Here is a 16,227-nt window from a genome sequence, read left to right on the forward strand (position 1 = left end):
TACGGCATTACTTGGAGGTATAACTATGGAGAATTATCCATATCAGGATTCATCACTAGCTGTTGGAGATCGGGTCAAGGACCTGCTCGGCAGGATGACAATCGACGAAAAAATAGGACAGCTGGTCCAACTGTTCGGCTGGCAAGCCTGTACGCGAAGTGATGGACAGTTGAAGATGGTCGAGGAGTATAAAGAAATGATCGTCACTGGCGCTGTAGGATCGTTTTACGGTTTTTTGCGTGCCGACCCATGGACGGGCGTTACGCTCGAGACCGGACTGCAGCCGAAAGAAAGCGCCGAGGCCGTGAACAACGTTCAGCGTCTCGCGATGAATCATACACGTCTGGGCATCCCGATCTTGTTTGGCGAAGAATGCGCGCATGGGCATATGTCGATCGGAGGTACGGTCTTTCCCGTACCGATAGCAGCAGCTAGTACGTGGAATCCAGAATTGTTCGAGCAGGCGAATGCTGCCGTGGCGGAGGAAACCAGATCAAGAGGCGGGGCAGCGACGTATTCGCCTATTCTCGACATCGTGCGCGATCCCCGATGGGGGCGAACGGAAGAAACATTCGGTGAAGATCCCATGTTGTGTGCAGCGATGGGGACTGCAGCGGTCCGGGGGATGCAGGGGGCGATTCCTGAGCGCGGTATTGCGGCGACAATCAAGCATTTTGCCGGATATGGCGCATCCGTTGGCGGGCGCAATGGCGCCCCTGTGCATATCGGTCCGATCGAGCTTCGCGAGAAGGACCTGTATCCGTTCGAGAAAGCGGTGGAGGCCGGGGCAATGTCGGTCATGACGGCTTACAACGAGATCGACGGGATTCCATGCACATCGAATAGGGATCTGTTAACCGGCATTTTGCGCGATGAATGGGGCTTCGACGGGTTCGTCATTACCGATTGCGGTGCGCTCGGGATGCTGGCGGGCGGTCACCGCGTTGCCGCAGACGGTGAGGAAGCGGCTGCCATGGCGCTGGAAGCGGGCGTCGATATGGAGATGTCGGGCGAGGTATTCAAAGCTCATTTGCGCTCGGCCATTCATTCGGGCAAAGTGTCCTTGGACGTTCTGAATCAAGCGGTATCACGTGTCTTAACGATTAAATTCAAGCTTGGATTGTTTGAAAATCCATATGCCGATCCGGAACGTGCAGCACGAGTTGTCGGGTCTGATGCGCATCGCAAGCTTGCGCTGAAGGTAGCCCAAGAAGGAATCGTCCTTCTGCACAATCGCCAACGGACGCTCCCTTTATCGAAATCGTTGCGCAAATTGGCCGTCATTGGTCCCAATGCAGCGAATCGTTACAATCAGCTTGGCGATTATACATCACCACAGCCGCCGGAAGCGATCGTTACGATCCTGCAAGGTATACGTGACAAGGTAGGCGCGGAGGTTGAAATTGCCTATGCTGAAGGATGCAGAATTCTTGGAGATGACCGATCCGGCTTTGCTGATGCGCTGGAAGCTGCCCGTTCGGCAGAAGCCGCGATCGTCGTCGTGGGCGGTTCCAGCGCCAGACAGTTCGGAGACAACACAATCGATCCCGTGACAGGAGCTAATCTGGTGACGGAGGGCGATTCCGACATGGATTCCGGCGAAGGCGTGGATCGGACGGACTTGCGGTTGTCGGGCGTACAACTTGAATTGGTGAAGGCCATCCATGCGACGGGTGTTCCAGTCATCGTCGTATTCGTGAACGGCCGGCCTGTCAGCGAGCCCTGGATAGCCGAACATATCGACGCCGTGCTGGAAGCATGGTATCCGGGACAAGAAGGCGGGCATGCGGTAGCGGATATCTTGTTCGGCGATTGCAATCCGTCGGGAAAAATGCCGATCTCGGTGCCCAGGAGCGTAGGGCAACTGCCGGTTTATTATAATCACCGGCGAACGAACGGCAAGCGTTATCTGGAGATGGATAATGAGCCGTTATATCGGTTCGGGTACGGATTGAGTTATACAACATTCGCTTATTCCCGGATGTCCGTCGCCTCCGATCGGATAACCGCCGATGGTGAAACTACGGTCTCGATTGAAGTGATGAACACGGGAGCCATGGCGGGTCAAGAAGTCGTGCAAGTATACATTCGAGACGAGGTGGCATCAGTGACTCGTCCGGTTATGGAACTGAAGGCGTTTAAGAAAATTGCGCTGGAGCCGGGGGAAGCGGCTACGGTCAGCTTTACGATTGGTCCGGAACAGCTCGGATTTGTGAATAAATCGCTACAACGGGTTGTTGAGCCCGGCCTGTTTACAATATTGGCAGGAGGAGCTTCCTCCGCTTTGCTGGAAGCGGCATTGAATGTCGACCAAGCGTCCGCAGAATGAATACTGAAGGACTCATAAAGGAGAACCGTGATGACGAAGCCTAAGAATTGGACAATCTATGCGATCCAGCATTCACATACTGATGTCGGTTATACCGAGCGTCAAGAGAAAATCCGGCAATATCACGTTGATTTTATCCGACAAGCACTAACCATTGTACGGGAGATCCGTTCGGGCAACCGACCGGATTGGCAAGGGTACAAGTGGGTATGCGAAACGTTTTGGCCGATAGAGTCATTCCTGAGCAAGGCAACGGACAGCGAACGGGAGGAGCTTGCCGAGGCGTTCCGGCAAGGGGATTTCGGTATATCCGGAACGTACCTGAACATGAGCGAACTGGTCGGCAAAGAGCTGCTCGAAGCCATGCTGAAGCGTATTTGCGATTATGCGCAATCCATTGATGTTAAGGTTGAATCCGCGATGACGGCGGATATAACCGGTTTCGGCTGGGGATATGGACAGGTATTGGCTGACAAGGGGATCAAGAATCTGATTACCTGTATTCACACGCACCACTCCATGTTTCCGCTGCGGAAGAAGCAGACTCCGTTCTGGTGGGAAACGCCTGGAGGAGACCGCATTCTAACCTGGAGCGGTGAGCATTATGTATTCGGCAATGATCTGGGCATTATGCCGGGTCTTGGCGGTTCCTATACGATTCGCGACGAGCTGGATACGTCTCGGGGCGTTTCGTTTGAGCAAGCGGAAATCCGGATCCTCCGTTACCTCGAGCAGTTGGAGAAGGACGGTTATCCGTTCCTGTTCGTTCCGGTCATGCTGTCTGGATTGCCTACAGACAACGGTTCCCCCAACCCATTGATGATGGAGTTCGTCCATAAGTGGAACGAGAAACATGGCGGGTCGATTCGCATTCAACCGGCTACGTTGGATGACTTCTTTGCAGAAGTGCGCAAATCCGAAGTGGATATCCCGGTGTACCGTGGAGACTGGCCGGATTGGTGGACGGATGGAACGATTTCGACGCCGATGCATGTGCAAGTGTTTCGGGAGGCGCAGCGCGTGTATGAGAAAGTAAGGCAATTGGATCCGAAACGCGAGATCATCAAAGAAGAAGACATTAAGCGAATAGAAGACGAATTAGTCTTGTTCGCAGAGCACACTTGGGGCTACCATTCATCCGTTTCGGAGCCATGGAACCCGTTCGTGCAGGAGCTGGGCGTCCGTAAAGATGCCTTCGCGGCGAATGCAAGTACGCTCGCCCATACCGCGCTGTATGATATTTTGGAGGCGAAGGGGGATGCTTTGCTCGCCCCGGACCGGCCGCTGCTGTTTCGAATTCACAATCCATATTCTTATGTGCAGGAGGATTATGCGCATTTCATTATGGAGTTCTGGCATCATGACGAGATCAAACGCGGTTTCGAAGTGGTTGATAAGGAAAGCGGCGAGGTGTACCCTTCCCAGCTAAGGATAGCGCCACGGGGAGTTATCGTTACGATTCCGGTAACGCTGCAGCCGGGGGAAGAGCGAACGATTCGGATTCGACCGGTGATCAAGCCTGGTGGCGTTACGGCCTTTGGAGCCGATTTGCTCGGGTCAGACAGAATCTTGGATATCGAAGATCCGAATAGAGCTGCTGCTTTGAATGTGACATATACTTCAATGGATACCCCGTTTGCTAGGATTGAGTGGAGGATGGGAGATGGCATTACCTCCTGGATGGATAAGCGGACAGGCCAGGAGATGCTTCGCCCGGATCGGAATCATCATGCATTCAGTCCCGTATATGACGTGACGAAAGCGGCTAAGGTCGAAGAAATGAATGATATCCGCCGCAAAATGGGGCGCAATCGCAAAGGGCCCGACGCGACCGTGTCTGTAGGGGAACTGGTCAAAGCTGAGATCATCGACAAAGGAGACGTGTACGCCACGGTTCGGCTCACTTATAACGTCAATGGCTGCTCGCACTATTCCCTGCTGGTGACGGGGTACGCCGACAAGCCGCGTGTAGATGTGGCGGTTCGCATGCATAAGGAGAGTGTCTGGGATCCGGAAAACGTCTATATCTCGATTCCCTTCGGAGCGCCGATCCGGGCAGGTGAACAGGAGCTGTGGATCGATAAGCTGCAGGCACCTGTCCGTCCGCGCATCGACCAGCTGCCAGGCAGTCTAATCGACTATTATTGCCTTGACGAGGGGGCAGTCTATGTTGCGGAGAATGAAGGCGTGGCCATCGCGATGCCGGACACACCTCTTATTCAATTAGGCTCGCTCCGTCACGAGTTCCGTCTGCTGCAAGGGGACGAGGGCTTGCAGGACGATCCGGCTCACTTGTATGCGTGGCCAATGAACAATTACTGGGAAACGAACTTCCGGGCAACGCTGGGCGGGTTTTACGAATTCCGTTATTTCATCGCTTGGGGAGAAGCATACGGGCAGCCGGCTGCGGCGCTGGAAGCATGCCGAGGGATGAATGCCGGCATTCTGGCTTGGCGAGTTAAGTAATCGGTCCGTCCACAAACGGGATATATGCATGAAGGCTTCCATGCCGATGGTCCTGCCGTGTTCACGCGCTCCTGGCTCGCATGGTCGAATAGTATCTTCTCCCAGCTGGTTCTGAAAGCATTGGACAGAGGCTTATTGGAGAACCAGGCATAAATCCTATATTTCAAAATGGAAGATGACATTCAGGCTGACTATAGCCTGAATGTCATTTTGGTTATGAAGAGCCGAGCCGGATTCAGGGACAGATCTGGATCCGGCTCGGCTTATGTGAGTGGTTTATTTTATTTCGACAGACAGTAGAAGGTGCTGGTCAGCGTGATGCTGTCGTCGTTCATCCTTCGAGGAGGAACGACGACAGAAACTTGTGAGAAGCCAGCGCCTGCTCGGCCGTTGCATTCTTTAATTCGAACAAATAAATGCCGTTGTACTCGCTCGACTTCCCGATATGACCCGAGAATGGTGCTAATCGGGTGTTGTCAACGACAATTACGGTTGATGATCGAAGAGTCATAAAGGGGACGATGGAGCAGATCACTATCACGGCCAAAAAGCTGATTTACTCACGACTGCTCTTCTTTCTTATCAGAGCAATCGCGAGTAACAATAACGGTATCATCGTTTGTATGGTTAGCGCATAAAAAGGAGTCGTTGTTACGAAAAAATTGGCCAATTCCTGTAAGTTAGCGGCAGACCACATACTGATCAATAAGAGCAAAAAACCAATAGGCATTACGATAGGACGGTATGCGGAAATATTTAACCATAGGGCAGTTCCAAGAGAGATGGCAAATAAGAACACGGAAATTTTGATAAAAACACCACCAACATAAATCGCCATTACAATCGCTTCAAGATGTTCAAAAAGATTGGCAATGCTAATAAACCGAGTAGCGTTAATCATAGGAAAAGTGATGCTGCCAGTAATCCCGCCGAATAATAATAGAGGAATAAAATCAAACAATATAAAAGTAGGGACGACAAGATGCACAGCATATAAACCCCATTTCATTCCTTTGTTTTGACGAAAACCATGCTCCCCATAATGACCACGATCGGAGTTTGAACAAGAAACGAAGAATGAATAAACTCCCCGTATTCCCGAATAACCGTGCCATTCAAGTGCAAATAAAACAATAAAAAGAGAGTCCGAGGATTTTTCCAGGTATTGTATCGATAATGCGTTGACTGTATTCAACCATCGTTTGTTTGGGATACAACTTGCTCAATCGATAGCAAGATACACATTCAAATACCCAATAATAGAGGCAATAATGGGTGATAGCCAAGCATCTTGCTTTGCATATATAGCCGTGAGCGAAGGCATGAGGATTAGTCCAGACGCCATGATCGTCGGGTGCATCATGAGCACCATCTGAAACCCTGATATTTTACCTTTCTCAATCAACTGTATCACCTCAAGCTTCAGAATAATTATAAAGTATTCCCACAAATTGCATTAAAATTCAGGGATGTCATTCAATGAAGAGTGATGTTCAGGAGGGTATAGAAGTATCTTATTCGGGTGAAAATGGATTGAAATGAAGTAAGGAGATAACCATGCGCTTTGTCAAAAAAGCATTCAAAAATTTACTGGGATCTAGTTCGCATAAACCATTGAATAACAGCCAGCAGGAGGCTAACCAACAACCCACTCTCTCCATGAATTTGAATGAAAACTTGCAAGCGTTGGATTCCATCTATGCGGATTGTTCGGATATCGTCATCCACAACTTTTTGATTGCGGGAAAAACAAAAGCATTACTTATCTATATCGAAGGCCTGTCCAACATCGATTTGATCCATCAGCATGTGCTTGCTCCTCTTATGCAGGAGTCGGTGGCGGAAGATGCTAATACAAATAGGATTCTTCAAACGAAGATCTCTGTTTCCAACAGGAAAAACGTCGTGACGGTCGTCGATGTGATCGAGCAAATTTCAAACGGAAATCCGGTACTCCTTGTCGATCAACAACGGCAGGGCATCGCTTTAGGACTGGCAAAGTGGGAAAAACGCGGGGTTGAAGAGCCGATGGCCGAAAGCGTTATCCGAGGACCGCGTGAAGGGTTCACGGAAACGTTAGGGATTAATACCTCTTTGTTACGAAGAAAGATCAAAAGTCCCGCGCTGAAAATGAAATCGATAAAAGTCGGGCGCTATACGCAGACCCAGATCGTTATTGCCTATATCGAGGGGATCGCAGAGCCTACCTTGATCGAAGAGGTAGAGAATCGGATACAACGAATCGATATGGATGGCATATTGGAGAGCGGGTATATCGAGGAGATGATTGAGGATAACCCCCTCTCCCCTTTCCCTCAGCTCCTGACGACAGAACGGCCAGATGTTGCGACTGGATCTTTATTGGAAGGCCGCGTAGTTATTCTGGTGGATGGGACCCCCTTTGTCCTTATTGCGCCGACAACGCTCGCTTCCTTAATGCATTCACCGGAAGATTATTATCAAAGGTTTATGATCAGTACATTAATTCGTTGGTTGCGTTATTCGTTCTTTCTTATTTCCTTGCTCGTACCTTCGGCTTATGTTGCGATCCTTACGTACCATCAAGAGATGATTCCGACCACTCTTCTGCTCAGCGTTGCCAAGTCCAGAGAAGAGATTCCATTTCCAGCACTCGTTGAGGCTTTTCTTATGGAGATTACTTTCGAAGCGCTGCGTGAAGCAGGAGTTCGACTGCCCAAGCAGGTTGGTGCTGCCGTCAGCATTGTCGGAGCCCTTGTCATCGGGCAAGCCGCGACTTCAGCCGGACTCGTCTCCGCTCCTATGGTCATGGTAGTCGCGATTACGGGAATCGCTTCCTTCATGATCCCTCACTACACAATAGGAATCGCATTAAGGATGCTGCGATTCCCCATCATGATCCTTGCGGGTATGCTGGGATTGCTTGGCCTGATGCTTGGGATCATTATGATCGTCATCCACCTCTGTACGCTTCGTTCTTTTGGCGTTCCGTACCTGAGTCCGCTCGCCCCAATGAAAGGCCGCGATATGAAAGATGTACTGTTTCGTGCCCCGTTATGGATGCTAAACACTCGTCCGCATTTAACAGGAGAAGAAAACAAGTACCGTCAAGCTCCAGGGCAGAAACCAGATCCAACCAAGGGCGGGGAACATGGATGATTGAAAAAGGCAAAATATCCGCTTACCAGATGGGGATCTTGATGTTCCCGACGATACTGGCTACGGCTCTTCTCTTTGTACCGTCTATCACGGCACAACATGCGGAAAGGGATCTGTGGCTTTCGCCGATATGGGCTTCCTCTATCGGATTTTTTATCGTGTATATTGTTTATCAATTGAATAAGCTCTACCCAGAGATGAGCATCATTGAATACAGCACTCACATTATCGGCCGGATTCCGGGAAAGCTGATCGGCCTCGTCTATATCGTCTTTTATCTGCACGTGAATGGCATCGTCATCAGAGAATACGGAGAGTTCGTTGTGAGCTCATCTCTTATTACTACTCCATTGGTTATCCTATTGGGGAGTATGGTGCTGGTTTGTGCTTTCGCAGTTCGGGGCGGCGTGGAAGTTTTGGGAAGGTGCGCCCAAATTTTCATGCCGGGCGTGACGTTACTTTTTTTATTGCTTATTGTTCTGCTCATTCCGGATTTGCATTCGAACAACATGTTTCCGATGATGGAGCACGGATTGAAACCTTCTATTTTAGGTTCTATTGTACCGCAGGGCTGGCTTAGTGAATTCATGCTCACCTCATTTCTCTTCCCATTTCTCTCTGATCGGGAAAAAGGGATGAAATGGGGGATGATCTCGGTCGTTGCCGTGATGCTTCTCATGGTGCTTACCAATTTTGCCATACTCTTTTTATTTGGAGGAATTACTGGTGATTTGGTTTATCCGGTAATGACCGCGGCAAAATATATTTCCCTTGCCGGCTTTTTTGAACATTTGGAGTCTATTGTAATGGCGATTTGGGTGGCGAGCGCGTTTGTCAAAATCTCTGTGTTCTATTATGTGATTGTTCTAGGCACCGCACAATGGTTGAATCTCTCCGATTATCGGCCGCTCGTACTTCCAATCGGCTTTATATTGCTGCTATTCAGTCTCTGGGCAGCACCCAATCTGCAGGAATTGACCCATTTTCTTGGTACGTCAAGTACTTTTTATTTTGTATCCGTGCAAGTAGGTATCCCCTTGTTGTTGTTATCCATCACTTTAGTTAAGGGTGAAAAAAAATGATCGAAAAAGGCAAAATATCCGCTTTCCAGATGGGGGTCATGATGTACCCGACGATCTTCGCAACGGCGATTCTCTCGCTGCCGTCGATTATAGCGGTACAAGCGGGTCGGGATATGTGGCTATCGCCGATTTGGGCTTCCACGATTGGATTTCTTGCCGTGTGTATCGCCTATCAGCTGCATAAGCTCTACCCAAAAGAGACCATTGTAGAATATAGTGTACATCTTGTCGGTCGGATCGTAGGGAAGATCATGGGGCTCATGTTCATATTTTTTTATATGCACCTAAATGGTTTTATTATCAGGGAATACGGCGAGTTCGTCGTCGGGAATTTCTTTGTGAAAACCCCGATTATCGTGGTAATCGGAAGTATGGTTATCGTTTGTGCTTTCGCGGTAAGAGGCGGTGTTGAGGTGTTGGGAAGGTGCGCGCAAATCTTCGTCCCCATTGTGATCATTCTTATTCTTTTGATCGTGTTTCTGCTCTCTCCCGACCTTAAGCCGATACAAATATATCCGATCATGGAGCATGGGGTGAAGCCTTCGCTTATGGGTGCCGTTGTACCCTCAGACTGGTTTAGTGAATTCATTGTCATTTCTTTTCTATTGCCATACTTGACCGATCGTGAGAAAGGAATGAAATGGGGAATGATCTCGGTGTTTGCCGTGATGCTTACCATGGTGCTTTCCAATATGACGGCTCTTTTCTTATTCGGTATAAATACAGTTGGTTTTCGCTATCCCGTGATGGTTGCGGCGCGGTACATAAGCCTTGCCAACTTTCTTGAACATCTGGAGTCGATCGTAATGGCCATCTGGATTGTCGGTGCGTTTGTTAAAATCTCTGTGTTCTATTACGTGATTGTTCTTGGAACCGCGCAATGGCTGAAACTCACCGACTACCGACCGATCGTATGGCCGGTCGGTTTTCTGCTCGTTCTGTTTAGTGTTTGGGTAGCGCCCAACGTGCAGGAAATGACTCGTGTTGTCGGTACGTCCATCCCCTTCTATTTATTATCCATGCAAGTAGCCGTTCCGACGTTACTCTTGTTCATCGCTTTCATACAAAAAAAATTCCGTAAAAAAGGGAGAGCCAAAGGATGAATGCCTCTTTTTCTACAAAAGTTCTCCTCATTGTTTCGCTCTGTATCACTCTTATTCTGCTCACCGGCTGCTGGGACAGAAAAGAAGTTAATGATTTGGCGTTGGTTATGGCTACAGGGATTGACAAAAAGGATGATAAGACCATCGAGCTTTCCATTCAAGTCTTTATTCCGAGAGCTGCCGGGGGCGGAGGCGGAGGTGGAGGCGAGGGCGGCATGTCGGGCAGTGGCGGTGGTACGGAACAAACGTTGGTAAGATCCGAGGTAGGAACTACGATTGCTGACGCGATGTCCAAGCTGCAAGAGAAGATTCCGCGCAAAATTTTCTGGGGGCATGGCGAAGTATTCATCATTGGCGAGAAGTTGGCGAGGGAAGGAATTAGCGAACATATTGATTTCTTGCTGCGGGATCCGGAGCCCCGTGTACGCGCTGATATGCTTGTCAGCAAAGGAGAAGCAAAGGAAGTACTGGAATTGCTCCCTCCGCTTGAACGAAGCTCGGCGGAAGTGCTTCGGGAAATGGCGAAAACCCGAATCGGGATACAAACAACGGTTAACGATCTGGCTCAGATGTTGGCTGGCGATTCGGGAGCAGCTGCCCTGCCGTGGGTTGAAATATTGCCGCCGAATCCGGATAAGAAGAAACAGCAACAAACGATCCCGTATATAACAGGAACTGCTGTGTTTAAGAAAGATAAAATGGTCGGACGGATCAACGATAAGGTGACAAGGGGATTGCTGTGGCTGAGGAACGAGATTAAATTAGCTACCGTTACCATTACGCCCAGGGAGGCGGAAGGTTACGTCTCTACGAGAATGCTGAGCAGTCATACGGTACTGATTCCGAAAATTAACGATGAAAAATGGTCCATAACGGTCAAAATTGAAACGAAAAACGATATGTTACAAAATACAACCAATCTGAGCATGATGAATCCCAAATTGTTGAAAGCAATAGAAAATGGTTTGGAAAAAGATATCGTAAATTACGTACAGATGGCTCTTACTAGCGGCCAACAAAAGTACAAGGCGGACATCTTCGGATTTGCGGACGCCTTTCACCGCAAATATCCGAAGAGTTGGAATAAGACGAAGGAACGCTGGGACGAAATATTCCCTGAAATCGAAGTGAACGTTGAAGTAAAAGCGAAAATTCTCCGATCGGGCATGTCCTCCGAGGGAGCCGTAAGACCGGAAAATGAGGTGCGAAAAAAATGAAATGGGCAGCAATACTGGGAATAACGGTCATCTTGGTTCTCATGGCCATGTATGAATGGCCGAAAATGGATAAAAAAATGAAAAAAGAGAAATCCGCTTTTGTTGCAATAACGATAATCGGATGGCTGCTCGCTATGTTGCTCGTTTTCTTCCCGGACATGCCGGGGCCTACCCAGTTGGTGGATGCGATTTATAAGCCACTGGGAAAGCTTCTTGAAAAGTGAACCGAAAGCAACCGGAAAGTTTGCTGAACTTATGCCCAAATCCCCCTAACAAGGGCTAGAAATGAGCCCACACCTTATTCCGGCCATGATTGAATCGGAAGTTGATCTCAATTAATCTGTGTTTCCAACGGAGATGGAATAATGAAGCGCGGCATGCTTCATTGGGCCGATGAAAACCCGGAATATTATCAATCCATGCTCTCCAAAATACCGCTTAGAAGATTGGGCGAGCTGGAAAGCGATATTGGGCGGGTCGCCGTATTCTTGGCAAGCGAGGATTCCGACTACATTACCGGGCAGACGATTATGGTCGACGGGGGTTCAATTAAATTGCGTTGATTGGCATCAGATTGGGATTGGGCTGTAACAGGCGCCTTCGGGCGGGCTGGTGCAGCCTTGTTCGTGTGTACCGCTGCGCCTTGCATAAAGCCTGCAGGAATATTAACTTCCTATATATGGAGGAAATGAACGGTTATTCATGAACTTATATAGAGAAGGGCCGTCACACGAATAATGATTGGAGGCATAATCGATGATCACCCTGAAAAATAAAATAGCGATTGTAACGGGCGCAAGCCGGTCAACGGGGATCGGAACCGCAGTATGCCGCGCGCTTGCAAGCGTTGGGGCGGATATTTTCTTTACGCATTGGTATCCATTTGATGAAACGGAAGGCAATGGCGGGGAGAAGGAGTGGCCTGAACAATTACGCAAGGAATTGGAAGGCTTGGGCGTGAGAGTGGGTCATATGGAAGCGGATTTCGCCAACCCGGAAACCCCGTCACTTGTGATGGATCAGGTAGAGCGGTTATTGGGCAGTGCTTCAATCTTGATCAACAATGCAGCCTATTGTGTATCGACGAACTATCGGAGCTTAGATATGGCAACTCTAGATCAACATTATGTCGTAAATAATCGTGGAACGATCCTGCTCAGCACGGAATTTGCTAGAAGATTTGAGAAGAACCATCCAGCAGGGACGCCTGGACGAATTGTATTTATGGTTTCGAAGGGACCCGACCCGGACAATCTGGCGTATATTGCCACGAAGGGGGCTCTGATTAGTTTAATTGAGCCGCTCTCCGTAGGCTTGGCTCCTCTCGGTATTACAGTAAACGGGTTCGATCCGGGACCGACCGATACAGGCTGGATGGATGAGAATATGAAAGCTCATTTCCTGCCCATGTTTCCTATGGGACGGATCGGTCTGCCGGAGGATGCGGCCCGAGCCATTCGTTTCTTAGCCAGCGATGAATCCCAATGGATTACGGGACAAGTCATGAAATCCGAGGGTGGTTTTCTAGGGAAATGATAATGGATAAGGATACGACCCGAATTGAACAGCCTGCCGCTAATTACGGCGATAGGCTGTTTTTTGTTTATAAGAAAATATGGGCAATTGTGTAATGAAAGTTAACAACATGGGTTTTCAAAAGGGGCGGAAAATCTTTATAATACATAAATTTACAATGATAGCGGAACCAAATAGGTTGAAGAATGTTCAACCTTATTTTTTTATACGCTTACAACTACAATAGATAATAGATTTACAAAACATAAGCGTTTGGACGGGAGGAAACATTACATGAGAATCATTTACTTGGATATCGATTCACTACGCCCAGATCATATGAGCTGCTACGGATATAATCGGCCAACTACACCTAATATCGATAAAATTGCAGCAGAAGGCATGGTGTTCAATAGCTGCTATACAGCATCCTCGCCATGCGTTCCCTCAAGAGCGAGCTTCATGTCCGGCCGTTTCGGCATTCATCACGGGGCGCTGACCCACTGGGGACCGGGCGGCGAGTTCTATTACCCGGAGGGTGACGGACATAGCGAGGTTATTCCGTTCTTTACCCGGCATATCCGCAAAGCAGGATACAAGACCGTCACGTTCTCCTCATTCGGCGACCGTCACCATGCTTGGTGGTATTTTGCAGGCTGGAACGAGGTGCATACGCACTCACTCAAGGAAGGCAACGAGAATGCGGATGAAGTGAACGCATCGGTTATCCCTTGGCTGAAGCAGCATGGCAAGGAAGAGGACTACTTCCTGCACATTCAATATTGGGATCCCCACTCCTTCTACACGTACCCGATTGAATATATGGAGCAATGGAAGGATTCGCCGGTGAAGGCATTCCCGGATGAAGCGACCATTGCGGCCCAGCAGTCGGACAGCTTCCCGCGGTCGGCTAAGTTTCTGCATTGGGGCGATAAATATCCAGCTACGATGCCAGGACAGATCGCAAGCCGCGAGGATTATAAGCATGTTATTGACGGCTATGACGGCGGCGTGAACTATATGGATAAATACGTTGGCGAGCTGCTCGATACGCTGCGCGAGCTTGGGATCGAGGATGAGGTTTGCTTCATCATTAGCGCAGACCACGCGGAATCGATGGGTGAGCAGGGCATCTACATTGAGCATGCAAGCGCGACAGAAGCCGTTCACCATATTCCGTTAATTTTTAAGGCACCCGGTGTGACCCAGCCAGGAGCGAAAGTAGACGGCTTCGTGTACAATGTCGACGTTATCGCCACAATTACCGATATGCTGGGGCTGGAGGTTCCCTCAGGCTGGGATGGCAAGTCGTTCTTGCCGGCATTGAAGGGTGAGCATTGGCAGGGGCGGGACTACTTAGTTATGGACCATGCGCTCTATGTGTGCCAGCGTGCCGTACGTGATGAGAAATGGTATTTCATCCGGACCTACCATCAAGGCTTGTATCTGAACTTCGAACCGGTCACGCTATACGATATGGAGAACGATCCGAACCAGCTTCACAATGTGGCTGACCAGTATCCGGATGTCGTGAAGGAGATGGATCATCGCCTATCGCAATGGCTGCATGAGCAAGCGAGTAAGCCGGACTATAAGGTCGATCCGCTTCAGAAAGTCATTGAAACCGGACCGTGGAAATATTTAAGTGCAGACGATTGGATTCGCAAGCTCGAGCGCAATGGCGCGATGGAAGAAGCGGCCGTCCTCCGTCGTAAATATAAATCGGAAGCGCTGCAGCCGGCTTATGACGGTTAGTGGATGAAAACAGCGAAGACAAGGAGATTAACATCATGAAAAGAATCCCAAACTGGTTATTAACCGTCGCCTCCATTGTGATGGGTCTCGTGGTCTGGTACTTGCTATCCTCGATCCCTTCCATCGGAGCGATACTTACTACACCAGGTAAAGTATTAAGCGCGTTTATGAAGGAAGTTTCCAGCGGCCGGATGTGGACCAATGTATCGGCAAGTCTTCTTCGTGTCCTTGGCGGATTCTCGCTGGGCTTATTACTTGCCATACCTGTAGCCTTCTTAATGGCTTGGTACTCACTCGTTCGCGCGATCTGCGATCCATGGATCCAGTTCTTCCGTACGGTTCCGCCGATTGCGCTGATTCCGCTCGTTATCGTATCGCAGGGTGTCGGAGAATCTGCGAAGATCTCAGTAATTTTTGTAGCAACCTTTCTCGTTATGGTTATCTCGATCTTCCAAGGGGTTCGTAACGTCGATCCCACGTTGATCCGTGCGGCAAGAGTGCTGGGGGCTAAGGATAAAGATATCTTCCTAGAGGTTATCGTACCCGCATCGTTCCCCTATATTCTTGTGGGCATCCGGCTTGGCCTTGCGGCTGCTTGGACAACGCTGGTTGCGGCAGAGCTTACGGGAGCGAACAAGGGCCTTGGCAATATGATTATGGAGGCAAGCCTTTACTTCCGTATGGATGTCGTTATTCTGGGCATTGTGGTTATTGGCATCATTGGCCTTGCAATGGATAAATTCGTATTGTTTCTGGAGAGGAGACTAACGGGATGGCAGGAAATACGGCAAAACTAACAAGCAGCAGCATCAGTCCACAGCAGTCGAGCCAGCACAATCACAATAAAATTGAAATTAAAGATCTGAACAAAGTATATAAAGGCCGTAATGGCGATACCATCGCGCTTCAGAATACGAATCTGACGATCAAGAATAACGAGTTTGTCTGTGTCGTCGGACCAAGCGGCTGCGGCAAAACAACCTTGTTGAACATTATTGGCGGGCTGGAGGAATCCACATCCGGTTCCGTTAAGGTGGAAGGTGTCGAGGTCAAGGGGCCCGGCAAGGAGCGCGGCGTTGTCTTCCAGCAATATGCGTTATTCCCTTGGAAAACGGTTCTGAAGAACGTCGAGTTCGGCCTTAAGCTGCGAGGCTTAAGCAAGCAGGAGCGCAGGGAGAAGGCGGAGCATTACTTGGAGCTCGTGGGTCTTAAGGACTTCGCGAACGCATATCCGAAGGAGCTGTCCGGCGGTATGAAGCAGCGCGTAGCGATCGCTAGAGCGTATGCGGTAGAACCGGAGGTTCTGCTCATGGACGAGCCTTTCGGTGCCTTGGATGCACAGACGAGAGCACAGCTTCAAGAAGAGCTGCTCAAGACCTGGCAGAAGGAACAGAAAACCTGCTTCTTCATTACCCATGACGTGGATGAGGCGGTCATTCTGGCCCAGCGTGTCGTCATCATGAGTGCGCGTCCCGGACGCATTAAGGAGATCATTGATGTCGACATCCCTTACCCAAGAGATCAGTCCACGAAGCTGGATGAACGATTCATCGAGATTAAGAACGAGATTTGGTCGAAAGTGTATCGCGAGTATCTTGAAGTATCCAAGTAATCGGGTTCAA

Annotated in this window: 14 protein-coding genes and 2 pseudogenes; 13 read left to right on the forward strand and 3 right to left on the reverse strand. The window is 49.4% G+C overall.

Translation table 11 applies throughout. From position 1 onward, the window contains the following. The first annotated feature begins 25 nt into the window (after window positions 1-25). The 3 genes and pseudogenes from NNL21_RS23745 to NNL21_RS23755 all read left to right on the forward strand — a co-directional run. A complete protein-coding gene (locus NNL21_RS23745; protein ID WP_204821055.1) occupies window positions 26-2,329 on the forward strand; it encodes a glycoside hydrolase family 3 N-terminal domain-containing protein in 2,304 nt (767 codons plus the stop codon). Between the two features lie 30 nt (window positions 2,330-2,359). Next, on the forward strand, window positions 2,360-4,795 hold the full coding sequence (locus NNL21_RS23750; protein ID WP_204821054.1) for a glycoside hydrolase family 38 N-terminal domain-containing protein: 2,436 nt from the start codon (window positions 2,360-2,362) through the stop codon (window positions 4,793-4,795). 15 nt (window positions 4,796-4,810) lie between these two features. Further along, window positions 4,811-4,948: pseudogene (locus tag NNL21_RS23755) on the forward strand (glycoside hydrolase family 125 protein); the annotation flags it as partial. 178 nt (window positions 4,949-5,126) lie between these two features. Here the strand turns inward: NNL21_RS23755 and NNL21_RS23760 are convergent. The 3 genes from NNL21_RS23760 to NNL21_RS23770 are packed head-to-tail and all read right to left on the reverse strand — an operon-like array spanning window position 5,127 to window position 6,209. Then, the gene (locus NNL21_RS23760) at window positions 5,127-5,342 is read right to left on the reverse strand and encodes a hypothetical protein (RefSeq protein WP_256555433.1); all 216 of its coding nucleotides are present in this window, start codon (window positions 5,340-5,342) and stop codon (window positions 5,127-5,129) included. Window positions 5,343-5,351: 9 nt separating this feature from the next. Continuing rightward, window positions 5,352-5,990, reverse strand: coding sequence for a GerAB/ArcD/ProY family transporter (locus NNL21_RS23765; protein WP_256555434.1), 639 nt, complete (start codon window positions 5,988-5,990; stop codon window positions 5,352-5,354). 27 nt (window positions 5,991-6,017) lie between these two features. Then, complete coding sequence (locus tag NNL21_RS23770) at window positions 6,018-6,209, reverse strand: GerAB/ArcD/ProY family transporter (RefSeq protein ID WP_256555435.1); 192 nt, start codon at window positions 6,207-6,209, stop codon at window positions 6,018-6,020. A gap of 143 nt (window positions 6,210-6,352) precedes the next feature. Between NNL21_RS23770 and NNL21_RS23775 the strand changes: the two genes are divergently transcribed. From NNL21_RS23775 to NNL21_RS23820, 10 genes and pseudogenes are all read left to right on the forward strand, one after another. Then, a complete protein-coding gene (locus NNL21_RS23775) occupies window positions 6,353-7,933 on the forward strand; it encodes a spore germination protein (protein ID WP_204821052.1) in 1,581 nt (526 codons plus the stop codon). Beyond that, on the forward strand, window positions 7,930-9,015 hold the full coding sequence (locus NNL21_RS23780) for a GerAB/ArcD/ProY family transporter (RefSeq protein WP_204821051.1): 1,086 nt from the start codon (window positions 7,930-7,932) through the stop codon (window positions 9,013-9,015). Before NNL21_RS23775 ends, NNL21_RS23780 begins: the two co-directional genes overlap by 4 nt. Next, complete coding sequence (locus NNL21_RS23785) at window positions 9,012-10,118, forward strand: GerAB/ArcD/ProY family transporter (RefSeq protein ID WP_204821050.1); 1,107 nt, start codon at window positions 9,012-9,014, stop codon at window positions 10,116-10,118. Before NNL21_RS23780 ends, NNL21_RS23785 begins: the two co-directional genes overlap by 4 nt. Beyond that, window positions 10,115-11,335 carry a Ger(x)C family spore germination protein gene (locus NNL21_RS23790; protein ID WP_204821049.1) on the forward strand — a complete coding sequence of 407 codons (1,221 nt, stop codon included), beginning with the start codon at window positions 10,115-10,117 and terminating at the stop codon, window positions 11,333-11,335. The genes NNL21_RS23785 and NNL21_RS23790 overlap by 4 nt, the downstream gene beginning before the upstream one ends. Continuing rightward, the gene (locus NNL21_RS23795; RefSeq protein WP_204821048.1) at window positions 11,332-11,559 is read left to right on the forward strand and encodes a hypothetical protein; all 228 of its coding nucleotides are present in this window, start codon (window positions 11,332-11,334) and stop codon (window positions 11,557-11,559) included. The genes NNL21_RS23790 and NNL21_RS23795 overlap by 4 nt, the downstream gene beginning before the upstream one ends. A gap of 147 nt (window positions 11,560-11,706) precedes the next feature. Next, window positions 11,707-11,898 (forward strand): annotated as a pseudogene (locus NNL21_RS23800) (SDR family oxidoreductase); the annotation flags it as partial. A gap of 193 nt (window positions 11,899-12,091) precedes the next feature. Then, window positions 12,092-12,871 carry an SDR family oxidoreductase gene (locus NNL21_RS23805; protein ID WP_204821047.1) on the forward strand — a complete coding sequence of 260 codons (780 nt, stop codon included), beginning with the start codon at window positions 12,092-12,094 and terminating at the stop codon, window positions 12,869-12,871. A gap of 273 nt (window positions 12,872-13,144) precedes the next feature. Then, the gene (locus tag NNL21_RS23810) at window positions 13,145-14,605 is read left to right on the forward strand and encodes a sulfatase family protein (protein WP_204821046.1); all 1,461 of its coding nucleotides are present in this window, start codon (window positions 13,145-13,147) and stop codon (window positions 14,603-14,605) included. Between the two features lie 35 nt (window positions 14,606-14,640). Then, on the forward strand, window positions 14,641-15,402 hold the full coding sequence (locus tag NNL21_RS23815; RefSeq protein WP_204821045.1) for an ABC transporter permease: 762 nt from the start codon (window positions 14,641-14,643) through the stop codon (window positions 15,400-15,402). After that, window positions 15,378-16,217 carry an ABC transporter ATP-binding protein gene (locus NNL21_RS23820; RefSeq protein WP_204821044.1) on the forward strand — a complete coding sequence of 280 codons (840 nt, stop codon included), beginning with the start codon at window positions 15,378-15,380 and terminating at the stop codon, window positions 16,215-16,217. The genes NNL21_RS23815 and NNL21_RS23820 overlap by 25 nt, the downstream gene beginning before the upstream one ends. Window positions 16,218-16,227 lie beyond the last annotated feature (10 nt).

Source organism: Paenibacillus mendelii (assembly GCF_024498075.1).
GTDB classification, from domain to species: domain Bacteria; phylum Bacillota; class Bacilli; order Paenibacillales; family Paenibacillaceae; genus Paenibacillus_Z; species Paenibacillus_Z mendelii.